General features: G+C 71.7%; 18 protein-coding genes, 1 tRNA gene and 1 pseudogene. 14 read left to right on the forward strand and 6 right to left on the reverse strand.

What is annotated here, in order from left to right; all coding sequences use genetic code 11:
• Positions 1-98: 98 nt before the first annotated feature.
• The 3 genes and pseudogenes from OHA37_RS19555 to OHA37_RS19565 all read right to left on the reverse strand — a co-directional run bounded on the left by OHA37_RS19555 (position 99) and on the right by OHA37_RS19565 (position 2716).
• Positions 99-1073 carry a DUF5926 family protein gene (locus OHA37_RS19555; protein WP_266906997.1) on the reverse strand — a complete coding sequence of 325 codons (975 nt, stop codon included), beginning with the start codon at positions 1071-1073 and terminating at the stop codon, positions 99-101.
• Between the two features lie 155 nt (positions 1074-1228).
• Positions 1229-1830: pseudogene (locus OHA37_RS19560) on the reverse strand (ATP-binding protein).
• 85 nt (positions 1831-1915) lie between these two features.
• Positions 1916-2716 carry a glycerophosphodiester phosphodiesterase gene (locus OHA37_RS19565; protein ID WP_266906999.1) on the reverse strand — a complete coding sequence of 267 codons (801 nt, stop codon included), beginning with the start codon at positions 2714-2716 and terminating at the stop codon, positions 1916-1918.
• A 246-nt stretch (positions 2717-2962) separates the two neighbouring features.
• On the opposite strand from OHA37_RS19565, the gene OHA37_RS19570 reads away from it, so the two are divergent.
• The 6 genes from OHA37_RS19570 to OHA37_RS19595 all read left to right on the forward strand — a co-directional run bounded on the left by OHA37_RS19570 (position 2963) and on the right by OHA37_RS19595 (position 8512).
• The gene (locus tag OHA37_RS19570) at positions 2963-4543 is read left to right on the forward strand and encodes a S1C family serine protease (protein WP_266907000.1); all 1581 of its coding nucleotides are present in this window, start codon (positions 2963-2965) and stop codon (positions 4541-4543) included.
• Positions 4544-4661: 118 nt separating this feature from the next.
• Entirely contained in the window at positions 4662-5567 is a 906-nt protein-coding gene (locus tag OHA37_RS19575; protein WP_266907002.1) for a LysR family transcriptional regulator, read from the forward strand.
• A 108-nt stretch (positions 5568-5675) separates the two neighbouring features.
• Positions 5676-6230 (forward strand): cysteine dioxygenase family protein, encoded by a 555-nt coding sequence (locus OHA37_RS19580; RefSeq protein ID WP_266907004.1) that lies wholly within the window; start codon positions 5676-5678, stop codon positions 6228-6230.
• A complete protein-coding gene (locus tag OHA37_RS19585) occupies positions 6230-7288 on the forward strand; it encodes a YeiH family protein (RefSeq protein ID WP_266907006.1) in 1059 nt (352 codons plus the stop codon). Before OHA37_RS19580 ends, OHA37_RS19585 begins: the two co-directional genes overlap by 1 nt.
• 134 nt (positions 7289-7422) lie before the next feature.
• Entirely contained in the window at positions 7423-8367 is a 945-nt protein-coding gene (locus OHA37_RS19590; RefSeq protein ID WP_266907008.1) for a trypsin-like serine peptidase, read from the forward strand.
• Between the two features lie 57 nt (positions 8368-8424).
• A tRNA-Ser gene (locus OHA37_RS19595) sits at positions 8425-8512 on the forward strand.
• 95 nt (positions 8513-8607) lie between these two features.
• Here the strand turns inward: OHA37_RS19595 and OHA37_RS19600 are convergent.
• From OHA37_RS19600 to OHA37_RS19610, 3 genes are all read right to left on the reverse strand, one after another.
• On the reverse strand, positions 8608-9378 hold the full coding sequence (locus OHA37_RS19600) for an alpha/beta fold hydrolase (protein ID WP_266907010.1): 771 nt from the start codon (positions 9376-9378) through the stop codon (positions 8608-8610).
• Between the two features lie 64 nt (positions 9379-9442).
• Positions 9443-10063 (reverse strand): hypothetical protein, encoded by a 621-nt coding sequence (locus OHA37_RS19605; RefSeq protein WP_266907012.1) that lies wholly within the window; start codon positions 10061-10063, stop codon positions 9443-9445.
• 110 nt (positions 10064-10173) lie between these two features.
• Positions 10174-10365 (reverse strand): hypothetical protein, encoded by a 192-nt coding sequence (locus OHA37_RS19610; RefSeq protein ID WP_266913451.1) that lies wholly within the window; start codon positions 10363-10365, stop codon positions 10174-10176.
• A 738-nt stretch (positions 10366-11103) separates the two neighbouring features.
• Here OHA37_RS19610 and OHA37_RS19615 point away from each other — a divergent pair.
• From OHA37_RS19615 to OHA37_RS19650, 8 genes are all read left to right on the forward strand, one after another.
• Positions 11104-11514 (forward strand): DUF6344 domain-containing protein, encoded by a 411-nt coding sequence (locus OHA37_RS19615; RefSeq protein WP_266907014.1) that lies wholly within the window; start codon positions 11104-11106, stop codon positions 11512-11514.
• Between the two features lie 791 nt (positions 11515-12305).
• Entirely contained in the window at positions 12306-12617 is a 312-nt protein-coding gene (locus OHA37_RS19620; RefSeq protein ID WP_250738547.1) for a hypothetical protein, read from the forward strand.
• Positions 12618-12799: 182 nt separating this feature from the next.
• Positions 12800-13957 carry an acyl-CoA dehydrogenase family protein gene (locus OHA37_RS19625; protein ID WP_266907016.1) on the forward strand — a complete coding sequence of 386 codons (1158 nt, stop codon included), beginning with the start codon at positions 12800-12802 and terminating at the stop codon, positions 13955-13957.
• Entirely contained in the window at positions 13954-15039 is a 1086-nt protein-coding gene (locus OHA37_RS19630) for a bifunctional MaoC family dehydratase N-terminal/OB-fold nucleic acid binding domain-containing protein (protein WP_266907018.1), read from the forward strand. Before OHA37_RS19625 ends, OHA37_RS19630 begins: the two co-directional genes overlap by 4 nt.
• Positions 15039-16085, forward strand: coding sequence for an acyl-CoA dehydrogenase family protein (locus OHA37_RS19635; RefSeq protein ID WP_266907020.1), 1047 nt, complete (start codon positions 15039-15041; stop codon positions 16083-16085). The genes OHA37_RS19630 and OHA37_RS19635 overlap by 1 nt, the downstream gene beginning before the upstream one ends.
• Positions 16082-16528 (forward strand): MaoC family dehydratase, encoded by a 447-nt coding sequence (locus OHA37_RS19640; RefSeq protein ID WP_266907022.1) that lies wholly within the window; start codon positions 16082-16084, stop codon positions 16526-16528. Before OHA37_RS19635 ends, OHA37_RS19640 begins: the two co-directional genes overlap by 4 nt.
• Complete coding sequence (locus OHA37_RS19645) at positions 16525-17691, forward strand: lipid-transfer protein (RefSeq protein WP_266907024.1); 1167 nt, start codon at positions 16525-16527, stop codon at positions 17689-17691. The genes OHA37_RS19640 and OHA37_RS19645 overlap by 4 nt, the downstream gene beginning before the upstream one ends.
• 145 nt (positions 17692-17836) lie before the next feature.
• The gene (locus OHA37_RS19650) at positions 17837-18370 is read left to right on the forward strand and encodes a SigE family RNA polymerase sigma factor (RefSeq protein ID WP_266907026.1); all 534 of its coding nucleotides are present in this window, start codon (positions 17837-17839) and stop codon (positions 18368-18370) included.
• Positions 18371-18409 lie beyond the last annotated feature (39 nt).

An 18409-nucleotide genomic window follows, 5' to 3' on the forward strand; every position in this document is an offset into this window, starting at 1 on the left:
TTGTGACTCCGGTCACCGGTGAGCGGTCACCGCTGACCCTCCCGCTGACCCGCCCGCGGTCCCTCGTGGCCGGCCCGCGAACGGGCCGGCCAACCCGGTCAGCTGAGCGTGACCTGGCGGTTGGTGAGGCCACCGCGGGCGCGGCGCTCCTCCGTGGTCAGCGGCGCGTCCGTCGCGAGGGCCGCGGCGAGCCGCTCCGCGAGCTCGGCCGCGGGCTTCTCCACGTCCTCGGCCGAGACTCCGGTCGGCAGGTCCCAGACGGGGACCATCAGGCCGTGGGCGCGGAAGGAGCCGACCAGCTTGGTGCCCTCGCCGAGCGAGGACGTGCCCGCGGCGGACAGCCGCGCGAGCGCGTCGAGCAGCTTCTCCTCGGGGTGCGGCATGACCCAGCGCAGGTGGTTCTTGTCCGGGGTCTCGCACCAGTAGGCGGCATCCACGCCGGTCAGCTTGACGGTCGGGATGGCGGCGGCGTTGGCGCGCTCCAGCGAGGCGGCGATCTCCGGGGAGGCGTTCTGGGCGCTCTCCGCTTCCGGAATCCAGAATTCGAACCCGCTGTGGACAACCGGCTCGAAACCGCCGTCCACGGACAGGAGATCCTGAAGTCGCGGACCCTCGGCCGGAACCCGGCGGGCCGCGACGACGGTGCCGGGCTCGGCGACGAGCGCGCGCTCCAGGGTGTCGGCCATGTCCCGGGCGAGGTCGCCGCTGGTCGAGTCGTTCTGCAGGCCGAGCAGGACGGAGCCGTCCTCGCGGCGCAGAGCCGGCGAGGCCAGCGGGAGTACGGTCACCAGCGTGACGGAGGGGACGCCCTCGGGCAGTCCGCCCTTGAGGGTGAGCGGCACGGTGGCAGCGGGGACGAGCTCGCGCAGCGCCACCCAGTCGCACTCGCCGGGCAGGCCCTCGAACGGCCGCGCCACGTGCTCGGTGACGGCGTGGGCGGCGGCCGCGCCGTGGCAGGCCTTGTAACGGCGCCCGGATCCGCAGGGGCAGGGCTCGCGGGCGCCCACCACCGGGATCTCCCCGTTGTTGAGCTGCGGCTTTGCGGACTTCGCGGCGGGGCGCTTCTTGGCCATCGTGGGTGTCTCCCGGTTGCGGCGGTACGGCGTCGGTCTGGGCGCGAGCCTAGCCGTTCGTGCCGCCACAACCGGTGGGGTGCGGCCGGAAGCACGGTCGGCGTGCGCTCCCGGACGGCCGCCATCCGTCCACCCGCGGTCGAGGACCGGTCGGATCAGGTATCCAGATCGTCGAAGGCCGTACTGAAATCGATCGCAGGGGGCGCAACGCGCGTAGCGAAATCCTCGTGCCGGGTCCCACAGGCAACGATCGCCCAGACGGTGACCTCACCCGCCGCTCCGTCCCGGACACCCCAGTCCTGGGCCAGGGCGCTGATGATGTTCAGCCCCCGCCCGCCCCGCGCGGTGACCGAGGGCTTGGCCGGGATGGGACGGGTGGGCCCGCCGCCGTCCGTGACCTCGACCGTCAGCCGCCCCGCCTTGTCGACGCGCCATGACGCGTGTATCCCGCCGTCCCCGATCTCCCGCGCGCCCAGCGGTCTGCCGTGCCGGCAGGCGTTGCTGAGCAGTTCGGAAAGGATCAGTACGGCGTCATCCACGATCGATTCGGACAATCCGCTGATGCGCAACTGCTCGCGCATCCGGTGCCTCGCCTCGCCCACGCCCGCAGGACCATGGGACACGTCCATGCACGACGACGTGGGCACTTCTTGTGCCACCATCAACGCCACCCCCGGAACCTCCTTAGCCCCACGCATGGTCTGGATGCCCCAATGGCCTGGACCGGAAACCGCCGGACCGGCGCCCTCTGACGCATTCGCGGCGACCGAACGCGCAGTGGATGCGCCGGTGCACACCCTGTAACGGATGTGTCGCCTGTGACGGGTGCGCAAAGTGGGATGTCAGCGGCCCAGCTGTGACAAAACCTGTCGCGGCCTGTTCGTGATGATCGCTTCCACGCCTAGATCAGCGCAGAGCTGAACATCTTCAGGATCGTTCACGGTCCACACGTGAACGGAATGCCCGGCGGCCTGAAGTTTGCGGATGAAGCCCGGGTGGTTGCGGACGATCCGCATCCCCGGTCCCGCGATCCGCACGCCGGCCGGCAGCCGGCCGTCCCGCATCCGTGGCGAGATGAACTGCATCAGGTAGACGGTCGGGACCGTCGGCACGGCCGCCCGCATCCGGTGCAGGGAGCGCGCGGAGAAGCTCATCACCCGGACCGGGTGCGGCCCCTCGGCGGGCGGGGCGTCCAGTGCGAAGCGCTTGAGGAGGAAGAGCAGCCGCTCCTCCACCTGTCCGGCCCAGCGGGTGGGGTGCTTCGTCTCGATCGCCAGCTGTACCGGCCGCCCGGCGTCCGCGACCAGCTCCAGCAGCCGCTCCAGGGTGAGTACGGAGGTCCGCTCGGGGTCCGCGTCCCAGTCGGGAGACTCCTCCCGGTCCTTCCACGAGCCGAAGTCCAGGGCGGCGAGATCGGCCAGCTCCAGGGCGGAGACGGCGCCGCGGCCGTTCGAGGTGCGGTTCACCCGCCGGTCGTGGACCAGGACCAGATGGCCGTCCGCCGTGAGCCGGACGTCGCATTCGAGGGCGTCGGCCCCGTCCTCGATGGCCTTGCGGTAGGCGGCCAGCGTGTGTTCGGGGGCATCCTCCGAGGCGCCGCGGTGGGCGACGACCTGGATGGAGCGCGGCGTTGCGTGGGTCACCGGCTCATGGTGCCACCGGGAGGGGCCCGGATGTCGGGGAGAGCCCTCCAGACGCTTGTGGGTGCTTCTGGGGATGCGCCCGAAATGTCGGAGATAAAGGATGGGGGAGACTCACAGGTCCGGCTTACAGTGCTCTGACGGGTCATGGGAAAGGCTTTGCCCAGGAACTTGTACGGCACGTCGAACGTTCAGTCGGACCGATATCGCCCGTATTTCTGAAGCCGTGTGTGACGAGGAGACAGCGCTGTGAGCACCGAGAACGAGGGCACCGCGGCCCCGACGCCCCCCGCGGCTCCGCCCGTACCCCCGGTGGCCGCGCCCGTCGACGCCGCGCCCGCTGCCCCCGTCGCGCCGCCCGCGCCCGCGCCCGTGGAGCCGGTGACGCAGCAGTTGCCGCCGACGCCCGCGCCCGGCGCCGAGCCGACCCAGCAGCTCCCCCACACCCCGGCGGCGCAGCCCGCCGCTGCCGTCCAGCCTCCGGCCCCGGCTCCGGCTCCCGCATATGCCGAGAACCCGGTCCCGCCGGTCACCCCGGCGTACGCCGAGGCTCCCGCTGCTGCCTACGCCCAGGCCCCCGCGCCGCAGGCGATGGGCGCCGAGGGCTGGCCTCCCCCGCCGCCCGCGGCCCCGGCGTACGGGGCCGGCGACGGCCAGGGCGGTGGCGGCTGGGGCGTGCCCCTGGCCACCGACGGCGCACCGCAGCCCAAGCGGAAGGGCAAGGGCGGCATGATCGCGGGCGTCCTCGCGGCGGCGCTCCTCGCGGGCGGCGTAGGCGGCGGCGTCGGCTACTGGGCGGCCGACCGGAGCGCCAACGGCTCCGGCTCCACCACGGTCAGCGCGGGCAACACGCCCAAGGAGCTCAAGCGCGATCCGGGCTCCGTCGCGGGCCTGGCCGCAGGCGCGCTGCCCAGCGTCGTCACCATCGAGGCCTCGGCCGGCGACGGCGAGGGCGGCACCGGCACCGGGTTCGTCTACGACCAGCAGGGCCACATCCTCACGAACAACCACGTGGTGGCCTCCGCGGCCAACGGCGGCAAGCTCAGCGCGACCTTCTCCGACGGCAAGAAGTACGAGGCCGAGGTCGTCGGCCGGGCCCAGGGGTACGACGTCGCCGTCATCAAGCTGAAGAACCCGCCGTCCGGGCTCAAGCCGCTGCCCCTCGGCGACTCCGACAAGGTCGCCGTCGGCGACTCGACCATCGCGATCGGCGCTCCGTTCGGCCTGTCCAACACGGTCACCACCGGCATCGTCAGCGCCAAGAACCGCCCGGTCGCCTCGGGCGACGGCTCCAGCGGCAAGAACTCGTACATGAGCGCCCTCCAGACGGACGCCTCGATCAACCCGGGCAACTCCGGCGGTCCGCTGCTCGACGGCCGCGGCGCGGTCATCGGCATCAACTCCGCGATCCAGTCGGCCGGCAACGGCGGCTTCGGCGGCGGCCAGGCCGGCTCCATCGGCCTCGGTTTCGCGATCCCGGTCAACCAGGCGAAGAACGTCGCCGAATCGCTGATCAAGACGGGCAAGCCGGTCTACCCGGTGATCTCGGTCTCCGTGGACCTCGCGGCCAAGACCGACGGCGCGAAGATCTCCGAGTCGGGTGCCTCGGCCAGCGAGCTGGTCGACCCGAACGGCCCGGCGGGCAAGGCGGGGCTGAAGCCCGGCGACATCATCACCGAGCTCGGCGGCAAGCCGATCGACAGCGGCCCGACCCTGATCAGCGAGATCTGGACGTACAAGCCGGGTGACACGGTGAAGCTGACCTACCTGCGCGGTGGCAAGCCGACCACGGTGGACATCACGCTCGGCTCCCGGGTCGGCGACAAGTAGCCGCCGGCCGCCGCGCACCACGCAGTCCGGCGGCGGCAGGACCAACTGGCTTGATGGTGAGGGGCCGTAGGCGCGATTGTGCCTGCGGCCCCTCCCAACGTCCGCTTATGCTTCAACCGTGTTCGATTCGCGGCACATACGGACGTTCCACGAGGTGGTCGCCTCGGGGTCCTACTCGGCCGCCGCCCGGGTCCTCGGGTACACGCAGCCCGCGATCACCCAGCAGATGAAGGCGCTCGAACGCGCCGTCGGCACACCGCTGTTCACCCGCGTGGGACGCCGCATGCAGCTCACCGAGGCCGGGGAGTCGATGGCCCGGCACGCCGAGGCCATCCTCGGCAGTCTCTCCGCGGCCGAGGCCCAGCTGAAGGCGTACGCCCGGCTGCGGACCGGCCGCGTCCGGCTGTGCGGCTTCCCCAGCGCCAACGTCACCCTGGTCCCGGAAGCCCTGAGCAGCCTGGCCAAGGAGCACCCGGGGATCCAGGTCGAGCTGCTGGAGGGGGAGCCCCCGGACTCCTTGCGCAGGCTGGAGCGGGGCGAGTGCGACATCACCCTGGCCTTCACCTACCCCGGCCTGCACGAGGAGGTCCCGGAGGAGGTCGCCGAGGTCAGGCTCATGGAGGACCAGCTGACGGTGCTGCTGCCGACCGGGCACCCGCTGGCCCGGCGGCGGGCCGTGCACCTCGCGGACCTCTCCGAGGAGCGGTGGATCGCGGGCTGTCCGCGCTGCCGGGCGAACCTGCTGCACGAATGCGCGGGGCTCGGCTTCGTGCCCGACATCCGGTTCGCCACCGACGACAACCTGGTGGTCCAGAGCCTGGTCGCACAGGGCCTGGGCGTGGCCATGATGCCCGCCCTGGTGCTGCCCTCGCTCTCGCTGAGCAAGGTGTGCGGGCGGGCCCTCCTGCCGGCCGCGCGCCGTCACATCGCCGCGCACGTGTACCGCGACCATCTGCGGGTCCCGGCGACGGCGGTGGTGCTGGAGGCGCTGAGGCAGGCGGCCTCGAACCGCGTCGGCTGCTGAGCCGGTCCGCCGGAGGGTCCTGCTCCACCCCAATCCATAAGCTGAGATTGGGATTTGGGCTCACAACTGTCGTTGGACGTGATGGGTGGGCTCCTCGACGCTCCCCTTATGACCACCACCACGCCGGCCCGCACGACCGCGAGGACGGCCGCCCTCGTCAGTGAGATCCGCACGGTCGTGGAGCGGGGGCTGGCCCCCGACCTGACCGCCTACCTCGTCGGTGAACGCCTCGCCCCGCACCTGGGGGCGCCCGGCCTGCTCACCGCCGAGCAGCGCGAGGGGCGCCCCGACCGCTACCGGCAGCACGTCCTGCACGCGGAGCCGGACGGCAGCTTCTCCGTGGTGGCCCTGGTGTGGCTGCCGGGCCAGGAGACCGCGATCCACGACCACGTCTCGTGGTGCGTGGCCGGGGTGCACGAGGGCGAGGAGAGCGAGCTCCGCTACCGCCTCGTCCCCGCCACGGCCACCACCGGCGCCCGGCTGGTGGCGACCGAGCACGTGGTCAACGGCCCCGGTGAGGTCTGCGGGTTCGCCCCTCCCGGCGACATCCACAAGGTCCGCAACTCCTGTCGCACGAAGGCGATATCCCTGCACGTCTACGGCGCCGACGTCGTACGCCTGGGCAGCAGTGTCCGCCGCGTCTACACGCTCCCGACCGACTGATGGCCCTGCTGAACCGCCCGGTGCGCGGGGCGGGATCGCCGGAGCCGGTCGATGTTTCACGTGAAACATCCTCATCGTGGCCCGGGTTGGGCCTCGCGGCCGCCGGGGTCCTGGTGGCCTGGTCCGTTCACCGGCTGGCGCCCTGGGCGCCGATGCTGACGGTGTCGGTGGTGCTCGGCATCGCAGCGGCTCACCTCCCCCGTCTACGGGGCTTCGTACGGGGCCCCGCGCGCCCGGGCCTCTCCCTGGCCGGGCGGCGCCTGATGCGGATAGGCATCGTCCTGTTGGGCCTGGCACTGGGACTGGACGAGGTGCTCCGGCTGGGCTGGGCCACCGTGGCGATGGTGGCCGCAGTGGTGGCCGCGACCTTCCTCGGCACCCTCTGGCTCGGCCGGCGGCTCGGACTCCCCGGGGACCAGCCGTTGCTGATAGCCACCGGGTACTCGATCTGCGGAGCCTCGGCCATCGGAGCCGTCAGCCAGGTATCCGGCAGCGACGAGGAGGACGTGGCCTCCTCGGTGGCCCTGGTCACCCTGTGCGGGACCCTCGCCATAGCGGTACTCCCGCTCCTGCAATCCCCGCTCGGACTCTCCGACCCCGACTTCGGCCGCTGGGTGGGCGCGAGCGTCCACGACGTCGGCCAGGTGGTGGCGACCGCGCAGACGGCCGGCCCCGGCGCCCTCGGTGAAGCGGTGCTGGTCAAGCTGATGCGTGTGGCGCTGCTGGCCCCGCTGGTCGCGGCGGTGGCCTTCTCGGTACGGGCCCGCAGGCGCGGAGCGCGCACCCTCTCGGGGCGCCGCCCGGCTCCGGTGCCGCTGTTCGTGGCCGGGTTCCTCGCCGCGGCCGCGCTGCGCGCCACCGGGGTACTGCCCGACGTAGCGCTGGAGTGGGCGCACACCGCCCAGGAACTGCTGCTGGCCGCCGCCCTGTTCGGCCTGGGCAGCGCGGTCCACCTGCCCACCCTGTCCCGTACGGGCGGCCGTGCGGCCCTCCTGGGCCTCGCGGCCTGGGTGGTGGTGGCCGGAGCCTCGTACGCGGGCGTCCTCCTCACCACCTGACGGGAGTTGGCCATTTCCTGGCCGGAACCGACCGAACGTTCCGACTGGTGACTGACATCTCGATCCCGGCGTGCCACTCTGCCCCCGATCCGCACCGACAACTCTTCATCCGGGCACGGCAGAAGGAGTCATGCGTGAATCGCCATCGGACAGCCATATCGGTCTTACTCGCGACGGGAGCCCTGCTCGCGGGTGCGTTGACGGCGGCCTCCCCCTCGGCCGCCGCGCAGCGCCCCGCCCCCGGCTCGTGGTCGGCCGAGCGGATGCGGGCCGCGACGCCGCTGGACATCACGGCCGCCCCGGGCATCGCCGCCCCGGGTGCGGCCGCCCGTACGGCGCTCACCACCGCGGAGCGCCCCACGACGATCGCCCCGACCGCCCCCGCCTCCCCCACGGCCTTCCCCCAGCCGGGCGGAGCCTGGACGTCCGGTGGCGCGGTGGTCAAAACCTCGGGCCGGGTCTTCTTCACCTTCAACGGGAAGAGCGCCTCCTGCTCCGGTGACTCGATCACCAGCGCCAACGGCAGCACGGTGATCACCGCCGGCCACTGCGTGAAGTACCAGGGCGCCTGGCACACCAACTGGATCTTCGTTCCGGGATACGACAACGGGAACGCGCCCTACGGGCAGTGGACGGCCACCAAGACCTTCGCGACCGACCAGTGGGTGGCGAGCGAGGACATGAACATGGACGTCGGCCTGGCGGTCGTCGCACCGCTGAACGGACGGACGCTCAGCCAGGCCGTCGGAGCCCAGGGCATCGTCTTCAACGGCGGCTACAACAAGAAGATGTACGCCTTCGGCTTCCCGGCGGCGGCCCCGTACGACGGCACCAAGCTCGTGTACTGCAGCGGCAACAGCGGCAAGGACTTCCTGCTGACCAAGGACCACAGCCTGCCGTGCAACATGACCGGAGGCTCCAGCGGCGGTCCCTGGTTCCAGGACTTCAACGAGGCGACCGGCCTGGGCACCCAGGTCTCGGTGAACAGCTTCGGCTACACCTTCCTGCCGAACCGGATGTTCGGCCCGTACTTCGGCAACGAGGCGAAGGCGGCCTACGACAAGGCCCAGACCGCCTGACCCCCGGCGAATCCCCAGCGCCACCCACCCCCACCGCCCGGTACTCTGTACCCGCCAGGTGGGTTGCCCGAGCGGCCTAAGGGAACGGTCTTGAAAACCGTCGTGGCGAGAGTCACCGTGGGTTCAAATCCCACACCCACCGCCAGGTCAGAGAAGTAGCAGGTCAGAGGGCGGGCATCCGAATCGGGTGCCCGCCCTCCCCGCGTGTGGGCCAGGGCCCGGGCCGCTGGCCCAGGTTCTTCAGTCCCTGGCCAGGGCGTCCGCGGAGGCCCGGGCGAAGCCTTCGGGGTTGTCGAGCATGATGTTGTGCCCGCAGTCCGGGATGGGGACGACCGCCACTCCGGCCGCCTCCAGGGCCTCGGTGCCGGGGAGGGGGCCGTCCTCGGCCGGGAGCAGGAAGGTGCGCGGGATCTTCAGCTGCAACAGCAGCTCGCGCATCGTCGGCGTCGTGCCCGCCGCCAGGTGGACGGCGCTGCGGTGCAGGGCGACGCGGCCCGCCAGACGCATCGTGGACCACCAGTGCGGGCTGACCCGGTCGCGCACCTCGGCCCAGCCGCCGGCCAGGAACTCCTGCTCGGTGTAGGCGGCGAGGCCGCTGCTGCCCGCGACGGCGGGGTCGGGCGGGGTCGGGTCCAGGTTGGCGTCGATCAGCACCAGCCGGGAGACGAGGTGGGGGTGCCGCTCGGCCAGCACGATGGCGACAGCGCCGCCCATGCTGTGCGCAATCAGCTCCGCGGGGCCGGTGCCGGCCTGCTCCAGCGCGGTGGCGAGAGCGTCGGCATGCGCCTCCAGCGTGTACGAGAAGTCCTCGGGCCGGTCGCTGTGCCCGTGCCCCAGGAGGTCGATCAGCAGGGATCGCCGCCCGGCGAGCAGCGGATGCGCGGCGCTCGCCGCGAAGTATGCGGGCGAGGTGGATCCCAGACCGTGCACGTAGATCCGCGCCGGTCCGTCTCCGGGCAGTTCGGCCCAGCGGATCTGGTCCCCGCTCGCCGTGACGACGGCACTTCGCATCCTGAGCTCCCCCAAGTCGATGTGGATCATGAGCGTACTGGCTCCCCGCGTACGAGCCGTGGAGTCAGCCGAACCAGACGACCAGCCGGACGCCCTCGTCCCCGTGCAGGCCCGCCAGGGTCCGCATGACGGACCAGACGGCGCCCCAGTCGCCGTCGGGCACGGTGTCCCGGCGACGGAGGCGGCCGATGCGGAAAAGGCGGTCGCCGTCGGGCCACTCCACGCCCTCGGGGAGGCCGCGGCCCGCACGGTGGAGGGCTCTGGGGTCGGTGATGCCGGAGAGCTCGGCGAAGCGGGTGAGGTCGGTGTTCCTGCCGTACAGCTCCCAGGTTCCGTCGGCGCCGCGGCGGTACTCGTGGACGCAGTCGTCCACCTCGTTCGAGAGCTCGTCCCAGTCCACGGCGGCCAGCTCCGCCCAGCTGATCCAGGACGAGCCCCTCGAATCCCGGCCCCAGGACTCGAAGGCGGTGCGGCTCTCCTGTGACGCGTCCGCGGGGAGCCCGCGGTAGTCGGCGAGCGGACGGAACGCGGTCGTCTCGCGCACGCCGAACAGCGACCCGAAGGCGGCATAGGAGCGGCCGTTGTAGAGGTCCGCGATGTCGGCGGCCTTGCCCCAGCTGCGGTCGTCCTCGTCCAGCCAGCGATCCCAGCGGCACTCGATGAAGCCGTAGATGTCTGTCCCCATGCGGGGAATTCTGCGCCGCCGGGCAGGCGCGGGCCAGGGATTTCCGGTGCGCCCGCCGGACCGGTGGCGGGGGTCCTGGCGGACACCCGCCACCGGTCCGGTCAGTAGTCCTAGAGGGTGATGGAGTTCGCGGCCTTCTGGATCGGCTCCATGACCTTGTTCATCATCCGTTCCTTGCCCGGCAGGCGGCCCAGGAGGGAGAGGACGGCCAGCTGGATCGAGATCTGGCGCTTGGTCCGCATGACCATGTGCTTGATGTTCGAGGGGCCGAGCTTCTGGTTCTCCTCCGCGAAGCCGCGCATCTCGCGTTCGTAGGCCGCGAAGCCGGTCGCGTGGTCGCCGCCGGCCGCCGCGAGCTCGCCCGCCAGGACGTAGGCGCCGACCAGACGCGGCGCGCACCGCTGTCGAACGCCACCTCCATGCCGTCCGCGGTCTCCGTGGCGGCGGTGATGGAGTCGCCGAAGAGGTACTCGACGCCGTCGGTTCCGTTGGTTCCGCCGGCTGCGTCGACGCTGAGGTCGTAGAGGATCCGGTTGAGGTCACCGCGCAGGATCTCCGCGTCGAGGACCCCGGCGCGGGAGACCACGTCGAGCGCGGCACCCCGGACGTCGATCTTGTAGCCGCCCTCGCGGAGGGAGGGGGCGCGCTCGACCACGGTCGGCCGGAAGCCGTGGTGGCGCAGCCAGTAGGCCAGGGCGGTGCCCGCGATGCCGGCACCCGATATCAGTACGTCTCGGTTCCGCATGGAAACCTGGTCCCCCGACCATGAGAAGAAGATCCGTCGCGCCGTGGGCGAGCATGGTGGGAGGGCTGAGTGGATGTCAACATCCGCCCGGAGATGGGGAGATGGCGATCGTTGGGCGAAGTTCCGGCCGGGTGTCACGTACGGATCCAGAGGGGTCGAATTATGCGATTAGCCCCTTTGAGTGGTGTTTGTCGGAAGAACGGCGCGGGGCGTGGAGGCGCTCCGGTTGCGCCCGCATCATGACGAATGTATTCAGATCCGCCCGTCGGAACATTCGCGAAAAGAGGGACCCGTCATGGCTCACCGCAGCACCATCACGTCGATCTGGACCACCGTCCTCGCGGCCCTCGTGGCCCTCCTCACCTCCCTCGGCTTCGGCGGCAAGGTCGCCCAGGCCGCCGCCACCCCGCTCTCCTCCTCCCCCGCCGCCGCCCCCGCGGCCGCCGCGGTGAACCGACCGGCCTTCATGGCCCGGCGGACCTGGAGGGCGATGATGCGCGGTGGTTCGCTCCCGCCCACCATCAAGCAGCGCATCCGCGCCGAGGCACACGGCAAGACCCCGTCCGTCCGCCGCTCCACCACTGCCCTGGCCGCCGTCTCCGGAGCCGGGTTCGAGTCCGGAGTGGACGACAGCGTCCGTAGCGCCACGATCGCCGCAGCGGTCCGCGTCGGAGCTGCTCGCAGGGAGATGGCGCTCGCCGCGTAGTGCGCGGCACGGAGCACTCGTACCGCGCAGACGCGGGACCCGTTCACCGCAGGGCCGTTAATCGCAGGACGCAGGACGCAGGACGCAGGACGCAGGACGCAGGACGCAGGACGCAGGACGCAGGACGCAGCGCGCGCAGGTGCAAGGTGTGGGCCCAGTGCGCGGCGCCCAGTACGCAGGCCACAGCAGCACCCAGCACCCAGCACCCAGCACCCAGCACCCAGCACTCGTACCGGCACCCCATGCCATCAGTAGGCCGCAGCATGCAGGAGCAACGCAGGAGCTAGTCAGCAGAACGCGAGAGCAACACAACGCAAAGCAGCGCAGGCGCTGGAGCCCGGTCGGTCGGTGTAAGTAGGCCGCGACCGCGGATCGCGCCGTGAAGGTGCCCCGGAGCGGGGCACAGTGGGAAGGCCCCGGCGAGCGCCGGGGGCGCGCAGGGGGCGTGAAGCTTGGCAGCGCAGGGCCGCATGCCCGGGAGACGGTGGGGTTCCCGGACGGCGCGGCCCTTTTCGGCATGTCCGGGGCCGGCCGGTTTGGCGGAACGGTTCAGCCCTTGCACGGCAGGGGTTTCGGCGGGGCTCAAGGCGCTGACCTGGGCCGTCAGGGGCGCGAATGGGGTTTATCCGGTGTTGGTCATACTTGCGGGGGAATCGAGGACTCCGGGGTGGTTCGCCGGGGATTCGGTGGGCAACTCTGGTCTCGCGACGTCGTCACCACACGGAACGACCGAGGCGGTCGGCCAACTGCCTTGGAGTACACCCCACTTCGGTTTCCTGGAGGATAAAGACATGGCAAGCATCCGTACCGCCCGCGTCATCGCCGCCGTCGCCGCTCTCCCCCTCGCCGTCGCCCTCTTCGGCGGGGTGGCATCGGCAGACAACGGCTCCTTCGCGAACGACGGATCGAATGCGAGCGTCGCCAGCATCATCGGCAGCGGCGTGGGTGGCAACAACCACGGCAACTCCTCCACCTCGCAGCAGGTGGCCACCGGGTCCGGCGCGTCCAACCAGAACAACACCGCGCAGGTCAACGGCTCGGCCTTCACTGCGATCGAACAGCACAACTCCACCGTGGCGGTGAATTTCTACCCCTGGTGGTAGCCGCGGCCTGAGCCGCACCGACTGTTGAGGGCGCCTGCGCGACCGGACCGGCTGGGGTCCGGTAGTGCGGGCGCCCTCGGGCGTTTTCCGTGCCCCGTCACAGTGCCCCGGCCTTGACATCCACCTGGAATCTGACGGACAGTCAGCTCCACTTGATGATGTGATGCCGGGAGGCCAGCGCCGTGCACCTCGCCCCGACCGAAGGCCAGTTGCGGCTCCGCGCCGAGCTGCGGGAGTACTTCGGAAACCTGCTGCCGGACGGGGTGCCCGAGGACCCCGCCGAGCAGCGCGCACTACTGCGCCGGATAGGCGCCGACGGACTCCTCGGCCTCGGCTGGCCCGTCGAGTACGGAGGCCAGGGCCGCGGACCGGACGAGCAGTTCGTGTTCTTCGACGAGGCCTACCGGGCCGGTGCCCCCGTCTCGATGGTCACCCTCAACACCGTCGGCCCGACCCTGATGAAGTACGGGACGCAGGAGCAGAAGGACTACTTCCTGCCCCGGATCCTCAAGGGCGAACTCGTCTTCGCCATCGGCTACTCCGAGCCCGAGGCCGGCACCGACCTCGCCTCCCTGCGCACCCGGGCCGTCCGGGACGACGGGGGCTGGCTGATCGACGGCCAGAAGATATTCACCTCCAACGCCCAGAACGCCGACTGGATCTGGCTCGCCTGCCGCACCGACCCGGAGGCTCCCAAGCACAAGGGAATCTCCATCATCCTGGTGCCCACCGACGACGCCGGCTTCTCCTGGACCCCGATCGACACCGTCGGCGGGCTGACCACGACCGCCACGTACTACGACTCCATCCGCGTGCCCGCCGGGAACCTCGTCGGCCCCGAGCACGGCGGCTGGGGCCTGATCACCAACCAGCTCAACCACGAGCGCGTCGCCCTCGCCGCCATCGGCATGCAGGCCGAGGACTTCTACCAGGGCGCGCTCGACCACGCCCGCACCCCCGACCCGGTCACCGGAGACCGCCCCGCCGACCGCCCCTGGATCCAGTCGCGGCTCGCCGAGGCCCACGCGCGCCTCGCCGCCGTACGCCTCCTCAACTGGCGCCTGGTCCAGGACGTCGGCGCCGGGACCCTGGCTCCGGGCGACGCGAGCGGGGTGAAGTTCCTGGGCACCGAGTCCACCGTCGAGGTGTACCGGATCTGCCAGGAGGTGGTGGGGGAGGAGGCGCTCATCCGGGGATCGGGCCCCGCGGTCTTCGCGGGCGGGGAGCTGGAGCGGATGAACAGGGCCGCCCAGATCAACACCTTCGGGGGCGGCGTCAGCGAGGTCCAACGGGAGATCGTCGCCATGATGCGGCTCGGTATGAAGGGAAGGAAGCGATGACCGCCACGCCCGCCACCGGAGCAGCAGGAGCGGAGACGAAAGCGGAGACGACATCGGAGGCGGACGCGGCGGCGCAAGCGGCTGCGGAAGCGGAGGCGGAAGCAGCACGCTTCCACACCCTGCTCACGTCCTTCGAAGGGCAGCCCGCCGCCACCGCCGGCCAGGGCAAGGACGCGGTCAACCAGCCGATGATCCGCCACTGGTGCGAGGCGATGGGCGATGCCAACCCCGCCTACACAGGGCCGGACGCCATCGCCCCGCCCACCATGCTCCAGGCATGGACGATGGGCGGGCTCTCCGGACACTCCGACCGCTCCTCGGCCTACGACGAGCTCCTCACGCTGCTCGACGGCGCCGGCTGCACCTCCGTCGTCGCCACCGACTGCGAGCAGGAGTACCTGAGGCCGCTGCGTCCCGGCGACGCGATCACCTTCGACGCCGTCATCGAGTCCGTGTCCCCGCGCAAGACGACCAAGCTGGGCACCGGCCACTTCGTGACCACCCGCATGGACGTCCGCGCGAACGGCGAACTCGCCGGGACCCACCGCTTCCGGATCCTCAAGTACGTTCCGGCGGCGAAGAAGGCCACCGGGGCGGAGCAGCCCGCCGAGTCGAAGAACCCCGCGACGGCCAAGCCCGCCACGGCCCAGCCCCTCACCGCCAAGCCGGCCCCCGCCAAGCCCGCCCAGCGCCCCCGCCCCGTGATCAACCGCGACAACCAGGGCTTCTGGGACGGCGTCCGCGAGCACAAGCTCCTGATCCAGCGCTGCACCGCCTGCGCGACCCTCCGCTTCCCCTGGCTCCCCGGCTGCAACACCTGCGGGAGCCCGGACTGGGACACGGTCGAGGCGTCCGGCGCCGGCACGGTGTTCTCGTACGTCGTCATGCACCACCCGCCCTTCCCCGCCTTCGACCCGCCCTACGCGGTGGCTCTCGTCGAACTCGCCGAAGGGGTCCGCATGGTCAGCAACATCACCGGAGTCCCGTACGACAAGGTCCGCATCGGGCTGCCCGTGCGCCTGGAGTTCCTGCGCGTGGACGAGGAACTGGAACTGCCCGTCTTCCGGGGGAGCGAAGCCTGATGGACTTCCACCCCACCGAGGAACAGGCCGCCGCGGCCGGACTCGCCGCCCAGATCTTCGGCGACCTCGCCACCCACGACCGCCTCGGCGCCGCCGGCACCGGCAGTGACGCCGAACTGTGGAAGGCCCTCACCAGCGCCGGGCTGACCGCCGCCGTCGAGGACGTCGGCCTGCTCGGCCTGGTGCTCCTGCTGGAGGAACAGGGCCGCACGACCGCGCAGGTCCCGTACGCCGCCACGTGCGTGTACGGGATCCTCGCCCTGACCCGGCACGGCACCGACGAGCAGCGTGCCCGGCTGCTCCCCGCGCTCGGCTCCGGCGACGCGGTCGCCACGGGGGCCTTCCCGGACCGGGGGCGGATCACCGCTTCGCCGGAGGGCCTCCTCACCGGCTGCGCTCCCGCTGTGCCCTGGCTCCGGGAGGCCACGCACGTCCTGGTCCCGGACCGGGCCGGAGCCCTGTGGCTCGTACGGACGGACGTGCCCGGGGTGCGTACGGAGCCGGTGGAGACCACCGCTCCCTGGTCGGCCGGGAGCCTGACGCTGACCGCCGCCGAGGCGGAACGGGTCGGCGGGGATGGCGCCTACGCGGACGTACTGGCCGTCGCCCGGACCGCCTTCGCCGGTCTCCAGGCGGGAGTCTGCGCGGGCTCGCTGGCGCGCGCCGTGGAGTACACCTCCACCCGCGAGCAGTTCGGCCGGCCGCTCTCCACCAACCAGGGCGTCATGCTGCGCGCGGCCGACGCCTACATGGACACCGAGGCGATACGGGTCACCGCGTACGAGGCGGCCTGGCGCGTGGACGAGGGCCTCCCGGCGGGCGAGCACGCGCTGACGGCGGCCTGGTGGGCCTCGGAAGCGGGCAAACGGGTCGTCCACGCGGGCCAGCACCTGCACGGCGGCATGGGCGCCGACCTCGACCACCCCGTCCACCGGCACTTCCTGTGGGGACGCCAGCTCGACGCGTACCTGGGCTGCGGCAGCGAACTGCTGGCCGAGCTCGGCGCGGTCCTGTCCGAAGACACGCCCGAGGGGGACGAGGCATGAACATCGGCGACACACTGCCGCCGCTGGAGATACCGGTCAGCCGCACCCTGATCGTCGCGGGCGCGATCGCCTCCCGCGACTACCAGGACGTGCACCACGACGCGGTGCTCGCGCGGGAGAAGGGCTCCCCGGACATCTTCATGAACATCCTGACGACCAACGGTCTGGTCGGCCGGTACATCACCGACCACCTCGGCCCGCGCGCGGTCCTGCGCAAGGTCGCGATCCGCCTCGGTGCCCCGAACCACCCGGGCGACACCATGACGCTGACCGGCACCGTCACCGCCCTCGACGGGGACACCGCCGAGATCCGCGTGATCGGCGCCAACAGCATCGGTCACCACGTCACGGGCACGGTCACCGTCACGCTGGACACGACGGCGAACGGCCCGGATGCCCCCGGCACTCCGGCCACCCCCGGCACCCCGGAGGGCACGGCATGAGCGTCCGCACCCGTGACCAGCTCGGCGGCCGCGCCGCCATCGCAGGCATCGGCGCCACCGAGTTCTCCAAGGACTCCGGCCGCAGTGAGCTCAAGCTGGCCGTCGAGGCCGTGCACGCGGCCCTCGACGACGCCGGGCTCACCCCTGCCGACGTGGACGGCATGGTCACCTTCACGATGGACACGAGTCCCGAGATCACCGTCGCCCAGGCGGCCGGCATCGGGGACCTCTCCTTCTTCTCCCGCATCCACTACGGCGGCGGCGCCGCCTGCGCCACCGTCCAGCAGGCCGCCCTCGCCGTCGCCACCGGGGTCGCGGAGGTCGTGGTCTGCTACCGCGCCTTCAACGAGCGCTCCGGCCGCCGCTTCGGCTCCGGCGTCCAGCAGCGCGAACCCTCGGCGGAGGGCGCGGCGCTCGGCTGGTCCCTGCCCTGGGGGCTGCTCACCCCTGCCTCCTGGGTGGCCATGACGGCCCAGCGCTACCTGCACGCCTACAACCTGACCCCGGAGGCATTCGGCCACGTCGCGGTCACCGACCGCCGGCACGCCGCGAACAATCCGGCCGCGTACTTCTACGGCAAGCCCATCACCCTCGCCGACCACGCCGCCTCGCGCTGGATCGTCGAGCCGCTGCGGCTGCTCGACTGCTGCCAGGAGACGGACGGCGGCCAGGCCATCGTCGTCACCACCGCCGAACGAGCCCGTGACCTGCGGCAGAAGCCCGCCGTGATCACGGCGGCGGCACAGGGCGCGGGCCGCCGCCAAGAGGCCATGTCCTCCTTCTACCGGGACGGCCTCACCGGGCTGCCGGAGATGGACGTGGTCGCCCGCCAGCTGTGGCGGACCAGTGGACTGCGTCCCTCGGACATCGACGTCGGCATCCTCTACGACCACTTCACGCCGTTCGTGCTGATGCAGCTGGAGGAGTTCGGCTTCTGCGCTCCGGGGGAGGCGGCCGATTTCGTGGCCGCGGACGCGCTGCCGCTCAACACCCACGGTGGCCAGCTCGGGGAGGCGTACCTGCACGGCATGAACGGCATCGCCGAGGCGGTCCGCCAGCTGCGCGGAACCTCCGTCAACCAGGTCTCGGGCGCCGCCCACGCTCTGGTCACCGCCGGTACCGGGGTCCCGACCTCCGGGCTGATCCTGGGCGCGGACGTCTGATCCGTCCCTTGTAGAAGCCCCGCGGAAGCCACGCCTCCTCCACCTTCAGGAGGTGGGGCGGGCCCCACCCCTACAACCTGAGGGGGATCCCGCTTCGGCACTTGCGGCCGATCCGGTGGGGCCGCGCCGCTCCTAGCGTGGAGGCATGACCACGCCTGTGTGCACGCTCGCCTCGAATCCGACGCCGTACCCGTCGTTCTCGGCGTACGTCCGGACCCGCGGCACGGTCCTGATGCGCACCGCGCGCTCGCTCACCGCCAACCCCTGCGACGCCGAGGACCTGCTCCAGACGGCGCTTGCCAAGACGTACGTCGCGTGGGACCGCATCGAGGACCACCGCGCCCTGGACGGCTACGTCCGCCGGGCCCTGGTGAACACCCGCACGAGCCAGTGGCGCAAGCGCAAGGTCGACGAGTTCGTCTGCGACGAGCTACCCGAGGCCGACGAGCCGCCGGCCGCCGACCCCGCCGAGGCACAGGCGCTGCGCGACGCCATGTGGCGCGCGGTGACCCGGCTGCCCGACCGGCAGCGGGCGATGGTCGTCCTGCGCTACTACGAGGACATGAGCGAGGCCCAGACCGCCGAGCTGCTCGGAGTCTCCGTGGGCACCGTCAAGAGCGCCGTTTCCCGGGCGCTGGTCAAGCTCCGCGAAGACCCGGAACTGACGCCCGTCCGCTGAGTCAAGGCGAGCCCGGCGCCACCCGCCCGATGTTTCACG

Origin of the sequence: Streptomyces sp. NBC_00335, assembly GCF_036127095.1 — a bacterium.
Lineage (GTDB): Bacteria > Actinomycetota > Actinomycetes > Streptomycetales > Streptomycetaceae > Streptomyces.

What these genes read in the sequence shown, in the direction of transcription:
- OHA37_RS19600 (WP_266907010.1), bottom strand. Translation starts at nt 9,378, where the DNA reads ATGCGAAGTGCCGTCGTCACGGCGAGCGGGGACCAGATCCGCTGGGCC.
- OHA37_RS19585 (WP_266907006.1), top strand. Translation starts at nt 6,230, where the DNA reads ATGGCCCTGCTGAACCGCCCGGTGCGCGGGGCGGGATCGCCGGAGCCG.
- OHA37_RS19650 (WP_266907026.1), top strand. Translation starts at nt 17,837, where the DNA reads ATGACCACGCCTGTGTGCACGCTCGCCTCGAATCCGACGCCGTACCCG.
- OHA37_RS19620 (WP_250738547.1), top strand. Translation starts at nt 12,306, where the DNA reads ATGGCAAGCATCCGTACCGCCCGCGTCATCGCCGCCGTCGCCGCTCTC.
- OHA37_RS19635 (WP_266907020.1), top strand. Translation starts at nt 15,039, where the DNA reads ATGGACTTCCACCCCACCGAGGAACAGGCCGCCGCGGCCGGACTCGCC.
- OHA37_RS19645 (WP_266907024.1), top strand. Translation starts at nt 16,525, where the DNA reads ATGAGCGTCCGCACCCGTGACCAGCTCGGCGGCCGCGCCGCCATCGCA.
- OHA37_RS19605 (WP_266907012.1), bottom strand. Translation starts at nt 10,063, where the DNA reads ATGGGGACAGACATCTACGGCTTCATCGAGTGCCGCTGGGATCGCTGG.
- OHA37_RS19640 (WP_266907022.1), top strand. Translation starts at nt 16,082, where the DNA reads ATGAACATCGGCGACACACTGCCGCCGCTGGAGATACCGGTCAGCCGC.
- OHA37_RS19615 (WP_266907014.1), top strand. Translation starts at nt 11,104, where the DNA reads ATGGCTCACCGCAGCACCATCACGTCGATCTGGACCACCGTCCTCGCG.
- OHA37_RS19630 (WP_266907018.1), top strand. Translation starts at nt 13,954, where the DNA reads ATGACCGCCACGCCCGCCACCGGAGCAGCAGGAGCGGAGACGAAAGCG.
- OHA37_RS19610 (WP_266913451.1), bottom strand. Translation starts at nt 10,365, where the DNA reads ATGCGCGGCTTCGCGGAGGAGAACCAGAAGCTCGGCCCCTCGAACATC.
- OHA37_RS19580 (WP_266907004.1), top strand. Translation starts at nt 5,676, where the DNA reads ATGACCACCACCACGCCGGCCCGCACGACCGCGAGGACGGCCGCCCTC.
- OHA37_RS19555 (WP_266906997.1), bottom strand. Translation starts at nt 1,073, where the DNA reads ATGGCCAAGAAGCGCCCCGCCGCGAAGTCCGCAAAGCCGCAGCTCAAC.